19 protein-coding genes and 1 rRNA gene are annotated in these 19,640 nt (G+C 69.9%); 10 read left to right on the top strand and 10 right to left on the bottom strand.

Annotation, left to right across the window (positions count from 1 at the left end):
* Window positions 1-160: 160 nt before the first annotated feature.
* Window positions 161-277: ribosomal RNA gene (rrf, locus tag ABZV34_RS06240) — 5S ribosomal RNA — on the top strand.
* 176 nt (window positions 278-453) lie between these two features.
* Here rrf and ABZV34_RS06235 read toward each other — a convergent pair.
* Window positions 454-1,215, bottom strand: coding sequence for a CDP-alcohol phosphatidyltransferase family protein (locus ABZV34_RS06235; RefSeq protein WP_356271776.1), 762 nt, complete (start codon window positions 1,213-1,215; stop codon window positions 454-456).
* Between the two features lie 195 nt (window positions 1,216-1,410).
* On the opposite strand from ABZV34_RS06235, the gene ABZV34_RS06230 reads away from it, so the two are divergent.
* Complete coding sequence (locus tag ABZV34_RS06230) at window positions 1,411-1,956, top strand: GNAT family N-acetyltransferase (RefSeq protein ID WP_356271774.1); 546 nt, start codon at window positions 1,411-1,413, stop codon at window positions 1,954-1,956.
* 25 nt (window positions 1,957-1,981) lie between these two features.
* Here the strand turns inward: ABZV34_RS06230 and ABZV34_RS06225 are convergent, their stop codons facing one another.
* The 6 genes from ABZV34_RS06225 to ABZV34_RS06200 all read right to left on the bottom strand — a co-directional run bounded on the left by ABZV34_RS06225 (window position 1,982) and on the right by ABZV34_RS06200 (window position 9,142).
* A complete protein-coding gene (locus ABZV34_RS06225; protein WP_356271772.1) occupies window positions 1,982-3,508 on the bottom strand; it encodes a type IV secretory system conjugative DNA transfer family protein in 1,527 nt (508 codons plus the stop codon).
* Between the two features lies 1 nt (window position 3,509).
* Window positions 3,510-4,934: an ATP-binding protein gene (locus ABZV34_RS06220; protein ID WP_356271770.1), complete on the bottom strand. Its 1,425-nt coding sequence runs from the start codon at window positions 4,932-4,934 to the stop codon at window positions 3,510-3,512.
* Between the two features lie 7 nt (window positions 4,935-4,941).
* A complete protein-coding gene (locus tag ABZV34_RS06215) occupies window positions 4,942-6,501 on the bottom strand; it encodes an SCO6880 family protein (protein ID WP_356271769.1) in 1,560 nt (519 codons plus the stop codon).
* Window positions 6,498-7,808: a hypothetical protein gene (locus tag ABZV34_RS06210; RefSeq protein WP_356271767.1), complete on the bottom strand. Its 1,311-nt coding sequence runs from the start codon at window positions 7,806-7,808 to the stop codon at window positions 6,498-6,500. The genes ABZV34_RS06215 and ABZV34_RS06210 overlap by 4 nt, the downstream gene beginning before the upstream one ends.
* Window positions 7,798-8,655, bottom strand: coding sequence for a hypothetical protein (locus tag ABZV34_RS06205; RefSeq protein WP_356271765.1), 858 nt, complete (start codon window positions 8,653-8,655; stop codon window positions 7,798-7,800). Before ABZV34_RS06205 ends, ABZV34_RS06210 begins: the two co-directional genes overlap by 11 nt.
* A gap of 178 nt (window positions 8,656-8,833) precedes the next feature.
* Entirely contained in the window at window positions 8,834-9,142 is a 309-nt protein-coding gene (locus ABZV34_RS06200; protein ID WP_054232206.1) for a hypothetical protein, read from the bottom strand.
* 714 nt (window positions 9,143-9,856) lie between these two features.
* Between ABZV34_RS06200 and ABZV34_RS06195 the strand changes: the two genes are divergently transcribed.
* The 4 genes from ABZV34_RS06195 (at window position 9,857) to ABZV34_RS06180 (ending at window position 13,716) form a co-directional block, all read left to right on the top strand.
* Complete coding sequence (locus ABZV34_RS06195; protein WP_356271763.1) at window positions 9,857-10,531, top strand: SRPBCC family protein; 675 nt, start codon at window positions 9,857-9,859, stop codon at window positions 10,529-10,531.
* A gap of 291 nt (window positions 10,532-10,822) precedes the next feature.
* Window positions 10,823-11,578: a trypsin-like peptidase domain-containing protein gene (locus tag ABZV34_RS06190; protein WP_356271761.1), complete on the top strand. Its 756-nt coding sequence runs from the start codon at window positions 10,823-10,825 to the stop codon at window positions 11,576-11,578.
* Window positions 11,579-11,792: 214 nt separating this feature from the next.
* On the top strand, window positions 11,793-12,800 hold the full coding sequence (locus tag ABZV34_RS06185) for a bifunctional lytic transglycosylase/C40 family peptidase (protein ID WP_356271759.1): 1,008 nt from the start codon (window positions 11,793-11,795) through the stop codon (window positions 12,798-12,800).
* A 214-nt stretch (window positions 12,801-13,014) separates the two neighbouring features.
* Window positions 13,015-13,716, top strand: a complete 702-nt coding sequence (locus ABZV34_RS06180) for a phosphatase PAP2 family protein (RefSeq protein ID WP_356271757.1) — start codon at window positions 13,015-13,017, stop codon at window positions 13,714-13,716.
* An 86-nt stretch (window positions 13,717-13,802) separates the two neighbouring features.
* On the opposite strand, the gene ABZV34_RS06175 is transcribed toward ABZV34_RS06180, so the two are convergent.
* Complete coding sequence (locus ABZV34_RS06175; RefSeq protein WP_356271755.1) at window positions 13,803-15,380, bottom strand: FAD-binding oxidoreductase; 1,578 nt, start codon at window positions 15,378-15,380, stop codon at window positions 13,803-13,805.
* 258 nt (window positions 15,381-15,638) lie between these two features.
* Window positions 15,639-15,809 carry a hypothetical protein gene (locus ABZV34_RS06170; protein ID WP_356271753.1) on the bottom strand — a complete coding sequence of 57 codons (171 nt, stop codon included), beginning with the start codon at window positions 15,807-15,809 and terminating at the stop codon, window positions 15,639-15,641.
* 118 nt (window positions 15,810-15,927) lie between these two features.
* Between ABZV34_RS06170 and ABZV34_RS06165 the strand changes: the two genes are divergently transcribed.
* Both ABZV34_RS06165 and ABZV34_RS06160 read left to right on the top strand, forming a co-directional pair.
* Window positions 15,928-16,788: a hypothetical protein gene (locus ABZV34_RS06165; protein ID WP_356271751.1), complete on the top strand. Its 861-nt coding sequence runs from the start codon at window positions 15,928-15,930 to the stop codon at window positions 16,786-16,788.
* 214 nt (window positions 16,789-17,002) lie between these two features.
* Window positions 17,003-17,191: a hypothetical protein gene (locus ABZV34_RS06160; protein ID WP_356271749.1), complete on the top strand. Its 189-nt coding sequence runs from the start codon at window positions 17,003-17,005 to the stop codon at window positions 17,189-17,191.
* A 173-nt stretch (window positions 17,192-17,364) separates the two neighbouring features.
* On the opposite strand, the gene ABZV34_RS06155 is transcribed toward ABZV34_RS06160, so the two are convergent.
* Window positions 17,365-17,733, bottom strand: coding sequence for a metal-sensitive transcriptional regulator (locus tag ABZV34_RS06155; RefSeq protein ID WP_356271747.1), 369 nt, complete (start codon window positions 17,731-17,733; stop codon window positions 17,365-17,367).
* Window positions 17,734-17,957: 224 nt separating this feature from the next.
* Here ABZV34_RS06155 and ABZV34_RS06150 point away from each other — a divergent pair, with 224 nt between their 5' ends.
* Together ABZV34_RS06150 and ABZV34_RS06145 are read left to right on the top strand one after the other, a co-directional pair.
* A complete protein-coding gene (locus ABZV34_RS06150) occupies window positions 17,958-18,578 on the top strand; it encodes a DUF47 family protein (RefSeq protein ID WP_148009124.1) in 621 nt (206 codons plus the stop codon).
* 6 nt (window positions 18,579-18,584) lie between these two features.
* Window positions 18,585-19,583 (top strand): inorganic phosphate transporter, encoded by a 999-nt coding sequence (locus ABZV34_RS06145; protein ID WP_356271745.1) that lies wholly within the window; start codon window positions 18,585-18,587, stop codon window positions 19,581-19,583.
* Window positions 19,584-19,640: the final 57 nt, after the last annotated feature.

Raw genomic sequence — 19,640 nt, 5'->3', positions numbered from 1 at the left:
GGTTGATAGGCCGGATCTGGAAGGCGGGTAACCGCTGGAGGTGACCGGTACTAATAGGCCGAGGGCTTGTCCTCAGTTGCTCGCGTCCACTGTGTTGGTTCTGAAACCACGAACAACCGTCGTAGCTATGCCACGGCTCCGGTTGACAGTTTCATAGTGTTTCGGTGGTCATAGCGTGAGGGAAACGCCCGGTTACATTCCGAACCCGGAAGCTAAGCCTTACAGCGCCGATGGTACTGCAGGGGGGACCCTGTGGGAGAGTAGGACGCCGCCGAACAAATTTTATGGAGAACCCCCGTACCGGGAAATCGGTACGGGGGTTTTCTGCGTTTACGGACCCCGTCGCTTCAACGGTGCCGCCGGCACCTCGTCACCCGCACAGACAATCAGCCCTCACCCCCCGATGCCGGGGGGTGAGGGCTGAACGCGTTGTCAGGACTGTCCTGGGCGCCGTTACTTCAGGCGGGACGAAGCCACGATCGAGACGACGTGCGCGGGGACGAGCAGCCACACGATGGCCGTCACACCCACCGTCGCGACACGAGTCGCCGTCAGATCGCCGAGAGCGACGTCGACGACCGCGGTCACGAGCAGCAGCAGGGTGCACTCGATGCCGTTGACGAGGCGGTGAAGGCCGACCGCGGAGGCGAGACCGCGTATCCGGGCGAGGCCGCTGGAGCGCGGGACGACGGACTGGTCGGTCGCCTTCTCCATGCCGCTGTCGGAACGGGCCACATGGACGAGGTCCGAGGACGACTTCAGGAGCAGGACGCCGATCGCCGCCGCGAGGCCGGCCACCAGGTAGGGGTCCAGGCCGAGTTCGGAGGCCCGGATGCCCATGCCGGCCATCACGGCGGCATCGGCAAGATAGGCACCGAGCCGGTCCAGGTAGACACCGAGCGGGCTGTACTGCCGTCGCCAGCGCGCGACTTCACCGTCCACGCAGTCCAGGAGAAGGTACAGCTGCATGAAGACGACGGCGAGCACGGCGCCGCCCAGACCCGGCAGGACCAGCGAGACCCCGGAGAGCACGCCCGCGACCACCATCACGACGGTGATCTGGTTGGGCGAGAAGCGGGTGTTGAGAGCCAGCCGCGTCACCCGGAGGGACACCGAACGCATGTAGAGGCGGCCGGCCCAGTGCTCCGCCCTGCTCTCCAGCTTGCCCGGAGGATGGATGACATGACGGAGTTCTTCGAGTGGGACGTTGGGCATGCGTCGTTCTCCCTGGCAAACCGGCGACAGTAGGCGTCAATTCCGTGGCGTGGCAACGTCGTACACAGACGTCGTACGGCACGTCGTACAGGGAAGAGCATGACGGGGGGCTGGACTGCGGGTGTCGGCAGGGTGGATCTTCCGGACGGAGAAATGCGGGTGAGCCGCCGTGTACCCGGGGCCTAGTGTGGCCCCATGAATCACGAGATCCGTTCCATACGGGCCGACGAGTGGCGTTCGGTGAAGGAGCTGCGGCTCGCCGCGCTGCGGGACCCCGTCGCGCATCTCGCCTTCGTGGAGACGTACGAGGACTCCGTGGCCCGGCCCGACTCGTTCTGGCAGGAGCGGGCGGCGGGGGCGGCCGAAGGCGTCCTGGAGCGGCGGCAGTTCGTGGCCGTCGGACCGGACGGGGTGTGGCGTGGCTCCGTGGTCGTGCTGGTCGAGAGGGCCGGGGAACTGGACATCCTCGGGAACATGAGCGAGCGGGACCAGGGACATCTGGTGGGTGTCTTCGTACGGCCCGAGCACCGGGGAAGCGGTGTGACGGACGCGCTGTTCGAGGCCGCGCTCGCCTGGGCCCGGGGGATCGGCCTGGAGCGCGTGCGGCTGTTCGTGCACGAGAAGAACGGGCGTGCCGAGGCGTTCTACCGCCGGGTCGGGTTCCTGCCGACCGGCGGGAGCGCGGCGTCCGTGGGGGACAAGGGAGCACGGGATCTGGAGTTCGTGATCACACGGGCCTAGCGTGCCGTCCGGCCGGTCTCGTTCGTCAGAGCGGGAGTTCGTACTGCGGCCAGCGGGCCCTGCCCTGTTCCCGGGAGCGGAGCAGGGCCAGTGTCGGGAGGCCCTGGCCCGCTCCGGCGGTCAGCAGGTCCGGGAGCTGGGGGAGCGGGGCGACGGCGGCCACGTCGTCCAGGACGAGCGTAAGTGGTGGGTCGAGGCGACCGGAGGATGACCGTTCGGCCATGCGCCGGCCACGCTCGACCACGCTTGAGGCGAGGGCCGTCAGGAGCGGCATGGCGCCGGGGTTCGTCCTGGGGTCCTCGATGGGTTCACCGACCACATAAAGCGTGCCCCCTTCGTTCACGAAGGAATCCAGCGTGAGGGCGTCACTTCGGTTCGGCGTGCAGGACTCGCGGATGTTGACCGTGAACAGGGAGGACAGAGCGCGGGCCGTCAGCTCCTGCGCTATGTCGCGGCGTTCGGGGTGTGAGGTGAGCGCGGCCTCGAGCTCGCCCGCCGCGCCGGAGGCGGCCTTGGGATGCGTACGCAGGGCCCGTACCGCGTCCTGGACCTGGGAGCCCTGGGCCCAGCGATGGACGTGACGGAAGGCCTTGCCCTCCACGGCGGCGGCGTGCAGATAGCTCCGCAGGAGCGTTTCCGCGACGTCGGCCATGGCGTGGTCGACCTTGGCGGTGGGGCGTACGGGGGCCAGCAGCGCGGCGGCCCTGGCGGCCGCCGTGGCCTTGTCCTCGCAGCCGGCGGCGGGGGACCAGTGGAGACGGGCCGGGGTGTCGCAGCGGTGGGTGGGGTCGTAGAGGAGAACCGGGCCGAGCTTGGCACGGGCGTCCTTGGTCTCCGACCAGGTTCTCGGGTCCGAGGTGACGACCAGGACGGGGCCCTCCGCGTCCCGTACGGCCTGGGCGGCGGTGGGGTGGCGGGCCTCGGCGTGACCGAGGACGACCGCGCCCGCGGCCGGTGTCCCCTCCCAGCCGCCCGCGCGTGCGCCGCCGGCCGCCAGGGGAGCCGGTGCCGACCGCGGCGCCTCCGTGGGGAGTCCGGCCGGTTCGGGTGCGGGCCGGGGGACCGGGACCTCGTGCCGCACGGGCCCCTCGGCGGACTTCGCGACCTCGCCGTACGGCTGGACCGGTTCCTGCGCGGGTTCGGGTACACGAGCCCCGGCCAAAGGCGCGTACGCGCCCGCCTTCCGCCGCGCCCGCACCGCCCGCCACCGCGCCACCGTGCCCATCACGAACACCGTCAGCACGATCAGCACCATCAACTGCCCGATGAACAGACCCCAGAAGAGCCCGTACCCCGACAGCTGGCCGGCGGGGGTGTCCGGCCAGGCGCCCACGACGTCCCGCGGCTGCCCGATCAGATGGCGCAGGGCCAGGGGCGTACGGGCGACGGTGACGGCCGTCGGCCAGGCTCCCCGGGCCAGCCATCCGGCGAGCCCGGTGGCGGACCACACCAGCAGGGTCAGGCCGAGGAGGAAGGCCAGTACGCCCACCAGCAGACCGTCGGGGATGCCCCCCGTACCCTCCCGCTCCCGTTCCCGCTCGTCGCGTCTCATCTCATGCCACCGTGGACTCGGACGTGCCGTCGAGATCGCTGAGGTGCTGCTCCACGAAGGCCGCCGCCCGTTCCTCGGCCTCCAGTTCCGCGGCGCGCAGCGCGTCGTCGGCGAGGTGGTCGGCGGAGGACTCGGTCATGGCGCGGTCGGTGAAGACGAGGGGCCGTTCGGTCTCCGTGATCAGGTGTTTGACGACCTGTACGTTGCCGTTGACGTCCCAGACCGCGATGCCCGGGGTCAGGGTCGGGATGATCTCCACGGCCCACCTGGGCAGGCCGATCACCCGTCCCGTAGCCCGTGCCTCGTCGGCCTTCTGGGCGTAGATCGTGCGGGTGGAGGCCATCTTGAGGATCGCGGCCGCCTCCTTGGCCGCGGCTCCGTCGACCACGTCGCTCAGGTGGTGGACCACCGCCACGAAGGACAGGCCGAGGCGTCGGCCGAACTTCAGCAGGCGCTGGAAGAGCTGGGCGACGAAGGGGCTGTTGATGATGTGCCACGCCTCCTCCACCAGGAAGATGCGCTTCTTGCGGTCGGGCCGGATCCAGGTGTGCTCCAGCCACACACCGACGATCGCCATCAGGATGGGCATGGCGATGGAGTTGCGGTCGATGTGGGAGAGGTCGAAGACGATGAGCGGGGCGTCCAGGTCGATGCCGACCGTCGTGGGGCCGTCGAACATGCCCCTGAGGTCACCGTCGACCAGCCGGTCGAGCACCAGGGCCACGTCCAGACCCCAGGCCCGTACGTCGTCTATGGCGACGTTCATCGCCTCGGCCGACTCCGGTTCGGGATGGCGCAGTTGCTCGACGATGTCCATCAGCACCGGCTGGCGCTCGACGATCGTCTCGTTCACGTAGGCGTGCGCGACCTTCAGCGCGAAGCCGGACCGTTCGTCGAGGCCGTGGCCCATGGCGACCTCGATGATGGTCCGCAGCAGGGCCAGCTGACCGGTGGTGGTGATCGCCGGATCGAGCGGGTTGAGCCGGATCCCCATGTCGAGGGCGGCCGTGGGGTCGAGGCGGATGGGAGTTATTCCCAGCTCCTCGGCGATGAGGTTCCATTCGCCGACCCCGTCCTCGCCCTGTGCGTCGAGCACGACGACCTGCCGGTCGCGGAAGCGCAGCTGGCGCAGGACGTAGGTCTTCTCCAGCGCCGACTTGCCGTTGCCGGACTCGCCGAGGACCAGCCAGTGCGGGGCCGGGAGCTGCTGCCCGTACAGCTGGAAGGGGTCGTAGATGTATCCCTTCCCGGAGTACACCTCGCGTCCGATGATGACGCCGGAGTCGCCGAGGCCGGGCGCGGCGGTGGGCAGGTAGACGGCCTGCGCCTGGCCCGTGGAGGTGCGTACCGGCAGCCGGGTGGTCTCGACCTTGCCGAAGAGGAAGGACGTGAAGGAGTCCGTGGCGGCGGACAGCGGATCCCGCATCAGGGCCTTACCTCCGAATACCGGTGGCGAAGGGGAGCGTGTTGACGAAGGCCCGGTGGTGCTCGCGGTCGCACCACTCCAGCTTCAGATACGACTTGCCGGCCGAGGCGCGGATGGTGCGTTTGTCGCGGGCGAGGGCCTCGGGGGAGCGGGAGGAGACGGTGATGTAGCCGACGAGGTTCACTCCGGCGGCGCCGCTCGCGAGGTCCTCGCCGCGCTGGTCGAGGCGGTTGTGGGAGGCGATGTCGCGGGGGTCGACGGTGCGGTTCATCTTGGCCTGGCGGCTGGCCTCGGCCTCGTCGTTGGTCTTCTCGGTCAGCATGCGCTCGATGGCGATCTCGGTGGGTTCGAGGTCCATGGTGACGGCGACCGTGCGGATGACGTCCGGGGTGTGGACGAGCAGCGGGGCGAGGAAGTTGACGCCGACCGGGGTCATCGGCCACTCCTTCACCCAGGCCGTGGCGTGGCACCAGGGCGCACGGGTGGAGGACTCCCGGGTCTTCGCCTGGAGGTAGGTGGGCTCCATGGCGTCGAGCTCGGCGGGCCAGGCGTTGCGCTTCGTCATGGCCTGGATGTGGTCGATGGCGTGGTCGGGGTCGTACATGGAGTGCACGAGGGAGGCGAGCCGGCCCTGGCCGAGGGGCTGGCGTACGCGGATGTCGGCTTCCTGGAGCCGCGAGCAGATGTCGGTCAGCTCGCGCGCCATGACGACGGCGAGGCCCGCGTCCCGGTCCAGCTTCTTGCCGCCCTGCGGCCGGGCCGCCCGCGCCATGGCCTGGGACTCGGCGGCGAGTTCGCGGGTCCAGTGCATGCAGGCGACGAGATAGGCGCGATGCTGCTCGCTGCTGGTGGACACCATGGACTGGAGCTGGTCGTACGACTGCTGGAGCCAGCCGGGGGACTTCTCGTCCCCGCGTACGGTGACGTCCTTGGCGTGGGCGTCCGGGTCGGCGGGCAGGGTGCGGGCGAGCATCTGGAGACGGGTGACGAAGCCGTCGCCGTTCGCGACGTGCTTGAGGAGGGTGCCGAAGCGGTCGACGAGGGCTTCCTGGTCCTCGCTGTCGCGCAGGCCGACGCCGGGCCCCTCGATCTCGATCGCGGCCGTGACGGTGCGGCGGTCGGCGTGCAGGAGCACGGCGATCTCGTCGGGCCCGAAGGGAGCCGCGAGCCAGGAGATCCGGCCGATGCCGGGCGGCGGTCCGATCTCGATCTCCCGGCCGTCGAGGTGTGTGCCGGCCTCCATGACGTTGCTGCGGTACGCCGTGCCGCGGCGCAGGCTGCGCTTGTAACTGCGGTTGATCTCGAACCACTTGTAGAACGTACGGCGCTTGTACGGGACGTACACCGCGGCGAGGGCGACCAGCGGGAAGCCCATCAGCAGCACGATCCGCAGGGACAGTACGGGGACGAGCAGACCGCACATCATGCCGAGGAACGCGCCCGCGATGATGAGCACGATCTCGCCGGACTCGCGATTGCGGCCGACCATCGCGTTCGGCCGGGCGCGGCCGATCAGATAGGTACGGCGGGGCGTGACCGGATGGGACACGTGGGACTCGGTCGTCAACGCCCTTCACCTCCCGTGCGGTTGGAACTGCTGTTGCGGGTGTTTCCGGTGGGACTCGTGCGTGGCGGAGGCGCGGCGGCCGGGACGGATCCGCCGCCTCCGTTCGGTGTACGGGTGCTGTGCGCCGCCACGCCGCCGGAGGCGGGGTTGGCGGGGCGGGGCGGCTGGTTGCCGCTGTTGCCTCCGCCACCGCCGCCGTTGTTGTCGGCGCGGGTGCTGTGGGTCTTGATGCCCTGGGCGACGAGGGTGGCGGGGGAGCTGATCACGGCCGCGGCCTTGCCTTCGGCGCCCTGCATGATGCGGTTGTTACGGGAGTTCGCGATCTCGTCGCCGAAGCCGGGGACGAAGCGGTAGATCATGGCGCTGGCGAAGATGGCGAGCAGGATGATGGCGAGGCCGGAGACGACGGCGGAGAAGGAGTCCGGACCGTTGTCGGTCGACAGGGCGCCCGCCAGGCCCAGCACTATCACGATGACCGGTTTCACCAGGATGACGGCGATCATGACACCGGCCCAGCGGCGGACGTGGCCCCACAGGTTCTTGTCGACGAGGCCCGCGTACACGACGGTGCCGAGGAGGGCGCCGACGTAGAGGAGCGCGGCGCGGATGACGAGCTCCAGCCACAGGACGCCGGCGGCGAGGATCGAGACCAGGGACACGACGATCAGCATGATCGGGCCGCCGCCGATGTTCTCGCCCTTGGCGAGTGCGCCGGAGAAGGTGCCGAAGAAGGTGTCGGTCTGGTTGCCGGTGGTCTTGGCGAGGACGTCGGTGACGCCGTCGGAGGCCGAGACGACGGTGTAGAGGATCAGCGGGGTGAACGCGGACGCCAGCACCGTGAGCCAGAGGAAGCCGATCGCCTCGGAGAGCGCGGTGCCGAGGGGGACGCCTCGTACCGCCCTCTTCGCCACGGCGAGCAGCCACAGGAGGAGGGTGAGGATCGTCGACGCCGCGAAGACGACGGCGTACTGCTGGAGGAACTTGGGGTTCGTGAAGTCGACGTTCGCCGTGTCGTTGACCGCGGACGAGAGCTTGTCGATGGTCCAGGACGCGGCGTCGGCGCAGCCCTTGGCGAGGGAGGAGAGGGGGTCGAGGGGGGAGGTGAGGCTGGGGGGCGAGTTGCGTGCGCCGCCGGAGCCGTTGCCGTCGCAGTACTTCCTGGCCGGCCCCGCGATCAGCGAGCAGGAATTGTCGGTGGGCTTCGGGGTGGGTGCCGCGTAGGCGTGTGAGGCCAGCAGCACGGCTGTGGTCTGCACGACTGCTACGACGCCGGTGAGCTTGATCGCGCGGTGCGGGCTACCGGGCATACGTGAACCCTCCGAACTCCTCGACCGCTTTGCCGATCTCGTCGGCGCCGGAGACGGCGTTGTCTCCGTTGACGGGGGTCGGGCCGGTCTTCTGGCTGGTTTGCAGGACCTTCCAGTCGCCGTTCCAGGTCAGCTTCATGGTGACGGTGAACCAGCCGCTGGTCACAGGGTTGGTGGAGCTCTCGCCAGTGAGTCCGAAGAGGCTGTTGCACCACACCTCGACCGTGGCCGCGGTGTCGCTGGAGGAGGTGACCTTGGTGCCCACCGGCAGGGTGCGATTGACGAACGTGCTTCCGGTGGGCGCGCTGCCGTCGGTGTCGAGACCGATCTTCTTCAGGAAGTTCGCCGAGTAGTCCGCGTCGAAGCCGGACTGGAGTCGGTCCAGCGTGCTGGGATCGGCGACCGCCTGCACGATGGCATGACGCCTGTCCGTGTTGAACATGCCGTCGGAGCCCAGGGCGACCGCGTAGTTCGCCCCCGCGCTCTGAGCGCCCTGCACGTTGTGGCTGTACCCCGCCGGAATCCCGTTCGTCTTCGAATCGACCGGCCGCTCCCCGGAAGCCGCCGTGGGGGAGGTTCCGGACTTGGCGCCGCCGCTCCCGCCTCTGGTGCCCGAAGAGGGGGAATCGTCTCCTCCGCGGTTCGCGAAGGCGATCGCGGCGATCAGGAGGACCACGACGCCGACCACCGTGACCAGGCTGCGTGAGGACGAGCGTCCGCGGCGGGCTCCGCCGTAGACGTCACCGGGGCGGTCGGGGAGCCGGGTCCGGGTCTGGCCCGTGCCCCCGTATCTCCCGTCGTCGCCGCGGGAGCCGTCCCCGTATCCGGGTTCGTCACCGAGACTCATGCCGCGTACGCCCCCTCAACCTCTGCTGAATCGCGTAGTACGACGGTAGCCGTGCTGGTTTCCGCGCGGACGCGGTGTGGTGACTGGACATCAGGGAAACGCAACCTCAGCCGGTGGGCGCGACGGACAGGTGGATCGGACAGACGCAGGGGAGTGGAGCCGGGCGCCCCGGCCGGGGCTAGACGGCCATGCCGTACACGATGGTGAACAGCGTGCCGAGGGACCCGATGATGAAGACCCCGGTGAGGCCCGCGATGATCAGGCCCTTGCCCTGTTCCGCGCTGAAGGTGTCCCGCAGCGCCGTCGCACCGATGCGCTGCTTGGCCGCTCCCCAGATCGCGATCCCGAGGCAGAGCAGGATGGCGACCGCCATCACGACCTGGATCATCGTCTTGGCTTCGTTGCCCAGGCTGCCGAAGGGACCCCAGTCCGGGGCGATCCCGCCGATGATTGTGGTGATGTCGCCCTTGTCGGCTGCGAAAAGCATGTAAGTCACCGCCCCTAGTGGGTAGTTCTGCACCCCCTGCCACTGCGCGCAGAGGTCGGGCCCATTCTCGCCGACAATGGCGCTGTCGCATGTCGACTTGGCGTCATTGGTTGGCGGGTTTCGTACGAATCCCTTGCCACCGGCGCACGCGGGCCCCATTCGGGAGGCGTGCGCCGGTATGCGAAGAGTCGTATGGTCACTCTGTGTATCACGGCAGGTCACGCCGGGCAATGAAGCCGATGCGGAACCTGTCGTGTGGTTCCGTCGTTAACCCCTTCTACGACGCGTGCGGGACAGTCGCCCTGCTCGCCTCGTAGGTGCACCACGGACGCGTCCCGATTCTGACGGGTGGTCGAGCCGATGTTCTCCGGGTCGCGCGTCTGCCGGATGTGGACGCGCGATCGCTGTCACGCAGGCTATCCCCCGTCACGGTGGGGCGCGGAAACGGGCCGTGGCCGGTCCCCAATCGCCTGTTCCTTCGCGCGGCCGGTCCGACTTGCCTCGCAGGGACGGCCGTTGGGGGTGGTGGGGGTCGTGAGGCTCTGGTGCGAGCGGGACTTGGCGGCAGTCCGTCCGGGGGCCGGGGCGCGGGTCGCCGCGACCGTCACGCGGCGTCCGCTCGGCCGGGCTCACGGGAAACGCGTGGAGTTGCGCGTGTTCGGACGTCGCCGGTGGTGAGATGGCCGCCCAGCGAGCGGATCCCGGGAGCACCCCATGATCGATGTCGGCCGTCAGATCGACGCCGTACGGCGGCAGGTCGGTACCCGTGCCGGCAGGTCCGGCGAGGCCAGGGTGGTGACGGTGCGCCAGATGTACGAGGTGACGCGCGAGGAGGTCTGGGACGCCTGCACCAACGCGCAGCGCATCCCGCGCTGGTTCCTGCCGGTCTCCGGGGAGCTGAGGCTCGGCGGCACCTACCAGTTGGAAGGCAACGCGGGCGGCACGGTCGAGCGCTGTGACCCGCCCCGGGGCTTCGCCGCCACCTGGGAGTTCGGCGGCGAGGTCAGCTGGATCGAGGTCCGGCTGACGGCGGTGGCGAAAGCCGTGACGCGCTTCGAACTGGCGCACATCGCGCAGGTCGACGAGGAACGCTGGGCGAAGTACGGACCCGGCGCGGTCGGTGTCGGCTGGGACCTCGGCCTGATGGGGCTCGCCGCCCATCTGTCGTCCGGGCGGTCCGTGGACCCGAAGGAGAGCGTGGCCTGGCTCGCCTCCGAGGAGGGGCGCCGGTTCGTGACGCTGAGCAGCGAGGGCTGGTACCGCGCGAGCCTCGCCGCCGGAGAACCCGAGACCGCCGCCAGGGGGGCCGCGGGCCGCACGGCCGCGGCGTACGGCGGGGGTGCCGGGGACGAAGGGCCCCGGGCCGGAGATCCTCCGGCGGAGTCCTGACGGGGTTCGGGGGTATCCGAGCCCTGGAGGTCCCCCTCTCGCGGGTGCCCCGGAGCGTCCGGCGTCCGGACGGCGTGGAGCGCGGGAGTGGGTGTCCACAGGCTGTGGATATCCGGCTGCCGCGCGCGGGGGACGTGACTGGAGTAACGTAGCGTGACGTCAATTGATCGGAGTGCGAGAGAGGACGGTCGGCGCGGGTGGGCCGGACGGCGGATTCCGCCGGCGACTCATGGCAACTTCTCAAGGTGGTTTCAGGATTTCTCTCAGATCCGTGAGCCAGAGTATGAACCGATGAAGCGCATCACTCGTCCCCCTGGTGCCAGGCGGAACGCCCTGTTCGTCGCGGTCGCTGTACTGGCCGCGACATCGGCCTCCGTCGCGGCCGCCGATGACGGCCGCGGGCCTCTCGGCGTGACCGCGCGGGCCTCCGGCACCGTGGCGGCCTCGCGCGTCGGCGCGCTGTTCGGGGACAGCGGCGCTCTGGAGGGCGGCCACTTCTGTACGGCGTCCGTCGTGCACAGCAAGGGACGGAACCTGCTCGTGACCGCCGCGCACTGCCTGGACGACGGAAACCTCCGCTTCGTGCCCGGATACCGCGACGGGAAGGCGCCGTACGGCATCTGGGAGATCCGCAGGACGTACGTCGGTGACACCTGGACCGGTGTCCAGGACGAGGACAGCGACGTCGCCTTCGCCACCGTCGCCGACCAGGGCGGCAAGGGCGTCGAGGACGTCGTCGGCGGCAACACGTTCGTCACGGGGCGGGAGACCGGGGCGACCGCCGTGACGGTCACGGGCTACCCCAGCACCCTCGACGCGCCGATCACCTGCACGAACAGGCCCACCGTCCACAGCCGCACCCAGCAGCGCATCGCCTGCCCCGCCTTCGCCGGCGGCACGAGCGGCAGCCCCTGGGTGAACGGGTACGGGGAGGTCGTCGGGGTCATCGGCGGCCACGAGGCGGGCGGGGACACCGACGACGTCTCGTACAGCGTGGTCCTCGGGGACGAGGCCCGGGCCCTGTACCGGTCGACACAGGAGCAGTAGCGGGGGAGTGCCGCGCCTCGCACGCGGCTTCCGGCCATGCCGGAGTGTCCTCTTTGGCGTGATACCGCCTTGCAGGGCAAGGGAGTTGCCCAGAGGGCGCTGTGACCGCCCCGGCACGGCCGCCACATGCGGTTTCTCCCTGTGTGTGATCGTCCCGCGGCGCGGAGGGCGCCTCTACACTGGCGGCGGCGGACTCCTGGGCGGCGAGGGGCGGTTGACGGTGCGTAAGGCATGGGTCGTGGCGGCCGCTGTCGCCGGGGCGGGACTCTCCTTCGTGATGCTGCTCGTCGTCGGGGTCTACGTCGTCGCGGGCAACCTCGCGAACGGGGTCGGGGGAGGCTCGGTCGGGCTCGCCAAGGGCGCGGTACCGGCCGCCTACCAGACACTCGTGCAGAAGTGGGGAAACCTGTGCGGCGCGATCAACCCCGCGCTGCTGGCCGCGCAGCTGTACCAGGAGAGCGGATTCAATCCGAACGCCAGGAGCCCGGCGAAGGCCGAAGGGATAGCGCAGTTCATCCCGGGGACGTGGGCCACGCACGGAGTCGACGGCGACGGGGACGGTGACCGCGACGTATGGGATCCGAATGACGCGATTCCGTCGGCCGCCTCGTACGACTGCCAGCTCGCCGCGGACGTGAAGAACGAACCGGGGAACATCACGGAGAACATGCTCGCCGCCTACAACGCGGGGGCGTACGCCGTCATCAAGTACGGAGGCGTGCCGCCGTATCGGGAGACCCGGAACTATGTGAAGACGATCACGACCCTGGAGAAGAGCTTCGCCCGGCCCGTGAACCGGGTCGATCCGTCACGGCAGGCCGCGGCGGCGATCTACTACGCGCAGAAGAAGCTCGGCACGCCCTACCTGTGGGGCGGCAACGGCACCGCCGACCAGGGCGGACGCTTCGACTGCTCGGGTCTGACCAAGGCCGCGTACGAAAGTGTCGGGGTCGCCCTGCCGCGGGTCGCCAACGACCAGTACAACGCCGGGCCGCACCCCGCGCGCGAGGAACTGCTGCCGGGGGACCTGGTGTTCTTCTCCGACGACCTCACCAACTCGCGGACCATCCGGCACGTGGGCATCTACGTGGGCGGCGGCTACATGATCGACGCGCCGCGGACGGGTGCCGTCATCCGCTTCGACCCGATCGACACCTCCGACTACTTCGGAGCCACGCGCGTGACCGAGGATGGCGCGAAAGCACTGCCGACCACGATCTGAACCCACCCCCTGAGCTGCGGCGATGTATCTCTCTTCGATAACGTCTGCGTGATCGTTCGGTGGAGTGTGGAACGTACTGGAGGGCACTGTGCGTTCCTGATGACGTAGAGCGGACCCAGGACTTCCGGGTCGCGGTTCTCCACATCACGGGGTGGATCGAGCGGCGCGCGAAAGGGTGCGGCCGCGGGAGAGACGACGAAGGGGCCGCAGCACCATGGCTGGACTCGCCGAATCCGGTTCGAACCCCGACGTCGACCTGCTGTACGACATCAACGGCCTCGCCAAGGACGTACCGCACTGGGTCGACCGGGGCATGGGGTTCATGGGCGAGTACGGACTGCTGCTCGCCATGGTCGTGCTGGTGCTGTGGTGCTGGTGGACCGTGCGGCGCGGCGGCGACGAGGGCGCGGCGTCGTCCGTGGCCGGGCTGGTGTGGGCGCCGCTGGCCGCCGGGATCGCGGTGCTGGTGAACGTGCCGATAAGGGGTTTCGTGGAGCGGCCCCGGCCGTTCGTCGACCACCAGGGGCTCGATGTCCTGGTGGCGGGCAAGACCGGCTTCTCCTTCGTCAGCGACCACGCGACGCTCACGATGGCGATGGGCGTCGGCCTGTTCGTCGTGCACCGGAGGTTCGGCCTGGCCGGGATCGGGCTCGCGCTCGTCGAGGGGTTCTGCCGGGTCTACATGGGCGTGCACTACCCGACGGACGTCATCGGCGGATTCGCCCTCGGTACGGCCGTCGCGCTGCTGCTGTCTCCGCTCGCCACGGCCCTGCTGACGCCGGTCATGAAGGCCGTCGAGCGGTCACCGCGGGCCGGCCGGCTCGTCCGGGCGCGGCGCGCGGGTCTCACGGGACAGCAGGCGCGGATTCCCCAGGCCCGGTCGGAGCGGCCGGAAGAGCCCGATCTGGCGGCGTAGCCGCCGCCTCCACTCCCGGCCCGGTTCCATCGCCTCACGCGGGGGACGGCTTCCGCGGCGGACCGCTTCCGCGCGGCTGACGGCCTCTACAGCGCCTGGGGGAACGAGAAGAAGCGGTCCGGGTCGTACTGCTTCTTCAGAGCGGTCAGCCGGGGCGCCGCGTCACCGTAGTACGCCTTGCGCCAGTCGGTGAGGGTCGGGTCCGTGTAGTTCTGGTAGGCGGCGCCGGAGGCGTGGCGGGCCATCGCCGTGTGGGCCGAGGTCAGCCAGGACTGGGCCGTGGCGCCGGAGGTGCCTGCCTGCCAGGAGACGATGTACTGCGCGAGCATCCGGGAGCGGCGGTGCACGAAGGCCGTCGCGGTCGGTGAGACGCGGTTGACCGCGCCGCCCAGCGCGGTGAGCGCGATACTGCCCGCGCCGCCGCGGACCGCCGAGATCTGGTTCAGGAGCGTCTGGATGCCGGCCGCGGATATCGAGCGGTCGAAGAAGTCCGAACGGGCCGCGTAGGTCTCGCGGCCGAGGGCGCCCTGCGGGGATCGGCCCGGCGTCGAACCCGGCAGATGGCACTGGGGGTCGGTGGGGAAGGACGAGCAGCCCGCGTACACCTCCATCGACTCCTCGTACGAGCGCTTCTTGAGCGAGACGCTGCGGGCGGGGGCGCCGACCCGGTCGGCCAGGCGGTCCAGGGCGTTCTGGAGTTCGCCGTAGGTGCCCAGGGAGAAGGCGGCGACGGAGACGGTGGGGGTGTGCCCGGGGGTGCTCTCGAGATGCAGCGACGACCAGATCTCGTCCGGCTGGTCCGGGCCCCACTCCTGCCAGGCCTTCACCACGGCGGCGGCCTTGGCCCACGGCCAGGACAGGTACGCGGAGACGGTCTGCGGGGCGGGGTGGGTCTTGTACCGGAGCTCGGTGACGACACCGAAGTTGCCGTTGCCGGCGCCGCGCAGCGCCCAGAAGAGGTCCTTGTTCTCACTCGCGTTCGCGACGAGCTGCTTGCCGTCCGCGGTGATCAGCGTGGCCTGGGTGAGGCTGTCGCAGGTCAGGCCGTACGCCCGGGAGACGACGCCGTGGCCGCCGCCGAGGGTCAGACCGGAGACGCCGACGGTCGGGCAGGAGCCCGCGGGGATGGTGACGCCCTTCGCGGCGAGGGCGCGGTAGACGTCGATCAGCTTGGAACCGGCACCGACGACGGCCTCGTTCGCGGACGCCCGGATCTTGTTCAGCTTGGAGACGTCGAGGATCAGCCGGCCGTTGCCGGAGGACCAGCCCGCGTAGGAGTGGCCGCCGTTGCGGATCGACAGCGGTATGTGGTGGGCGCGGGCGTAGGCCATGGCCGTACGGATGTCGTCCGCGTGGGCGGCGTACGCGACGGCGGTGGGCTTCAGCGTGTCGAAGCGGGTGTTGTACAGCTGGTGCGCGGTGGGCCAGCTGCGGTCGCCGGGCCGGACCAGGGGTCCGTCCAGGTCCTTGGCGAGCGCGGCCCAGTTCGCGGCGGCGCGGATGCCGGTCGCGGTGCCGGTGTTCGCGGTCGTGCGGATCGGGGCGCTGGTCGTCTCCGCAGCCCCTGACGACGCCTTGGTGGCCGCGCCGCTCTTCCCGTTGCACGCGGTGGTGACCGCCGCCGCGAGAGCGGCCGCGCCGCCTATGAATATTCGCCGTTGCATGTGAGCCTCCCGATCGGTTCCCGTGGGACGAGACGGGTGACCGTTTCCGAGGGTTCCACAACGAACGGGCGCGGAACGCAACCGCTACAGGACCGTGATCCCTTTATGACCGATATCACGGGTGTCCCACCGGAATGCGGCCTCCTGCCAGGGGCGTCGCGTCCCCCCTGCATCCGGCCCTTCCCGGACCCCCGCCCCGGACCCGGACCGCGGCTCCCGGGCTCTCGCTCGCGCGAGGCCGTGCGGGCCGGAGCGGGGTCAGGCGAGCGGGGGCGTCGTATGGGACTCCGCGTCCGTGCGGGCGAGGCTGCGGGCCCGGCGCGCCGGGCCCCTCCAGCCGCAGGAGCAGAGGGCCACGCAGAAGCGGCCCTGCTCGACCGTGAGGGTCCGGTGTTCTCCGGTCAATGGGATGTCGTCCTGCTGCGCCACGCTCGTAACGTTACCCAAGGCAAGCAAACGGAATCGGACCCGCGTGACGAGCGTCCCCACTCGTCGTTAACCGGTACGACAGGAGGCCCGGGACGGACCGGCTGGGGGTCGGCGGACGATGGTGGCGCAGCAGGGCAGGCGGACGGACGCTCGCGTTCTCGCGATCGCGGTGGCGGGGCTCATGTGCGGCGTCGCCGGATGTTCGGCCGGCCGCGCGGGTGCCGAGGACGCGCGCCCCGCCGCCGTGAGCACCCGCTCGGGCGCCGTCTCCGCCGAGGCGCTGCACCGCGCCGCCGCCACCCTGGAGCGCGCCGGCAGCGCGCGGACCCGTACGTCGATGGAGATGGCAACCGGCGGGACCCGCGTCACCATCCGGGGTGAGGGCGTCTACGACTTCAGGAAGCAGTCGGGGCAGCTCACGGTGGAGCTGCCGCAGGACCCGGCCGGCGCCGAGGAGCACCGGCCGATCACGGAGCTCCTCGCGCCGGGAGCCCTGTTCATGAAGAACCGCGGCGCGGGTGTCCCGGCCGACAAGTGGGTGCGCGTCGACACGGCCACGCTCTCCGACGGCAATCTGGTGACCGGCGGTGCCACCGACCCGTTCGCCGCGGCCGAGCTGCTGCGCGGGGCGCGGACGGCGACGTACGTGGGCAGGACGGAGGTGGCGGGGGTCCCGGTGGCGCACTATCGCGGGACCGCCGACCTGGTCCTGGCCGCACGGAGCGCGTCGAAGGGGAACCGGGAGGCGCTGCGGGCGGCGGCGAAAGGGTTCGCCACCGCCGAGGTCCCGTTCGACGTCTATCTCGACGACGAGGGACGGATCCGTGAGCTGCGCAACCGGTTCAGCTTCGTCAACGGCCAGCGCAGGGGTACGGTCGCCGTCGTCTCGACGACCCTGCTGGACGACTTCGGGGTCCCGGCGCCCGTACGGCTTCCCGAGTCCGGGGACATCTTCGCGGGGAAGATCGCGGAGCCGTAGAGGTGCGGCGACCGCGGGGTGAAGGATGTGCGGCATACCGTGCATGCCGGCGGAGTCCGGGTAGGGGGCCGAGCCGGGAGGCGGCGCAGGGGCGCGGAGCGCCTGGGCGGACTCCGGGTGGGAGGCGGGGTTGGGGGCTGGAAATGGCCCTTCCGTGCCATGCGCGGTGTGTAGGCCGCTCCCTACTCTAGGAAGTCGGTGACGGCAGAAAGAGGTGACGCGCGTGGCTCCGGTCGGCGGTACGGCAGTTCAGGACCACGTGGCCCTCGCCGAGATCGAGCTGTGCGGCGACCTGATCATCGCGGCGTCGGCGGCCCATGAGGACCGGCTCAGCCTGGAGAGCATCGACGAGGTGCTGAAAGTGGCCGAAGAGCGTGCGCGGGAGAGCGGCACGGGGGAGTAGGTCCGCCGCCTCGCCCCCGGCTGGTGGGGTCGGGGCGTGCCGCACATCGCGCGTCGGCCGCCGCGGTACCGGGGCGGGCCGGGCGTCGCGAGGCGGACGGGACGTTCGCAGCACGCGCCAGCCGGCTGGCTGAGTGCGCAGCAGTCGGCAGCCAGGTACGCAGCAGGCGACAGCTAGGTACGCAGCAGGCGGCCGATGGCCTTCGTCGCTTCCTCGACCTTCGCGTCGATCTCGTCGCCGCCCTTGAGAGCCGCGTCCGCGACGCAGTGGCGCAGGTGCTCTTCCAGGAGCTGGAGGGCGAAGGACTGCAGGGCCTTGGTGGAGGCGGAGACCTGCGTGAGTATGTCGATGCAGTAGACGTCCTCGTCGACCATCCGCTGGAGACCGCGGATCTGGCCCTCGATCCGGCGCAGGCGCTTGAGGTGCTCGTCCTTCTGCTGGTGATAGCCGTGGACACCGCGGTCGTGGTCGGTCACGACCTCCTGCGCGGTCTCCCGCGTGTCACCGGAGGGCACCGGCGCGCCGGCCTCGGTGGTCGTCATCGCGTCCTCCTGCTGATCCCGCCGGAAAGGTCGGTTACATATACCCCTGGTAGGTATATGGTATCGAACTTCGTTGGGTATAGGGCCCTTGCCCGATGCCGGGACCGGACCCTGTGCTGATCACTGTGCCTCATGGGCGACACTGGGGGACGGCCGGTTAGCCGTGGCCGGATGATGCGCCTAGCATCAGCCTGACCGAAACAAAAGGACCCCGAGGACCTCACGTGCGATTTCGTCTGACCCCCAGGGAGACGAGCTTCTACGACATGTTCTCCGCATCCGCGGACAACATCGTCACGGGCTCGAAACTCCTGATGGAACTGCTCGGGGCCGACGCCTCGGCCCGGGCCGAGATCGCAGAGCGTATGCGGGCAGCGGAGCACGCCGGTGACGATGCGACGCACGCGATCTTCCACCAGTTGAACTCCTCCTTCATCACGCCCTTCGACCGCGAGGACATCTACAACCTGGCCTCGTCCCTCGACGACATCATGGACTTCATGGAGGAGGCCGTCGACCTGGTCGTGCTGTACCAGGTCGAGGAGCTCCCCAAGGGCGTGGAGCAGCAGATCGAGGTGCTGGCGCGGGCGGCCGAGCTGACCGCAGAGGCGATGCCGAACCTGCGGACCATGGACAACCTCACCGAGTACTGGATCGAGGTCAACCGCCTCGAGAACCAGGCCGACCAGATCCACCGCAAGCTGCTCGCCCAGCTCTTCAACGGCAAGTACGACGCCATCGAGGTGCTCAAGCTCAAGCAGATCGTGGATGTGCTGGAGGAAGCGGCCGACGCGTTCGAACACGTGGCGAACACGGTGGAGACCATCGCCGTCAAGGAGTCCTGAGGCTTCGTGGACACCTTTGCGCTGATCGTGACCATCGTGGTCGCGCTCGGATTCACGTACACGAACGGCTTTCACGATTCGGCGAACGCCATCGCCACGTCGGTGTCCACCCGCGCGCTGACCCCCCGGGCCGCGCTCGCCATGGCCGCGGTGATGAACCTCGCGGGCGCGTTCCTCGGCAGCGGGGTCGCGCACACCGTGAGCAGTGGTCTGATCGCGACGCCCCAGGGCTCCAAGGGGATGGGCATCCTCTTCGCCGCGCTCATCGGGGCCATCGTCTGGAACCTGGTCACCTGGTACTTCGGTCTTCCGTCGTCCTCGTCGCACGCGTTGTTCGGCGGTCTGGTGGGGGCGGCGCTCGCGGGCGGTACGACCGTTCTGTGGTCCGGCGTCCTCGACAAGGTCATCATCCCGATGTTCCTGTCGCCGGTCGTCGGCCTGATCGGCGGCTATCTGATGATGTGCGCGATCATGTGGCTGTTCCGCCGGTCCAACCCGCACAAGGCCAAGAGGGGTTTCCGGATAGCCCAGACGGTTTCGGCGGCCGGTATGGCGCTCGGACATGGTCTGCAGGACGCGCAGAAGACGATGGGTATCGTCGTGATGGCGCTCGTCATCGGTGACGTCCAGGGTGCCGATGATCCGATTCCGGTGTGGGTGAAGATCTCCTGCGCCGTGATGCTGTCCCTCGGTACGTACGCGGGTGGGTGGCGGATCATGCGGACGCTGGGGCGGAAGATCATTGAGCTGGATCCGCCGCAGGGGTTCGCCGCGGAGACGACCGGGGCGTCGATCATGTTCGCTACGGCGTTTCTGTTCAAGGCGCCCGTCTCCACGACGCATGTCATCACGTCGGCGATCATGGGAGTAGGGGCGACCAAGCGGGTGAACGCCGTGCGGTGGGGTGTCGCCAAGAACATCGTGCTGGGGTGGTTCATCACCATGCCGGCGGCGGCGTTGGTGGCTGCGGCCAGTTTCTGGGTCGTGGACCTGGCGTTCCTGTAGGGACTCGGGGAGTCCCTCCGGGGGCCTGCGAAGGATTTCTCTCGCCCCCGCCGCCCC

This window comes from Streptomyces sp. NPDC005195 (assembly GCF_040608315.1).
GTDB classification, from domain to species: domain Bacteria; phylum Actinomycetota; class Actinomycetes; order Streptomycetales; family Streptomycetaceae; genus Streptomyces; species Streptomyces kaempferi.
This window is presented reverse-complemented; position numbering and strand designations above follow the sequence as displayed.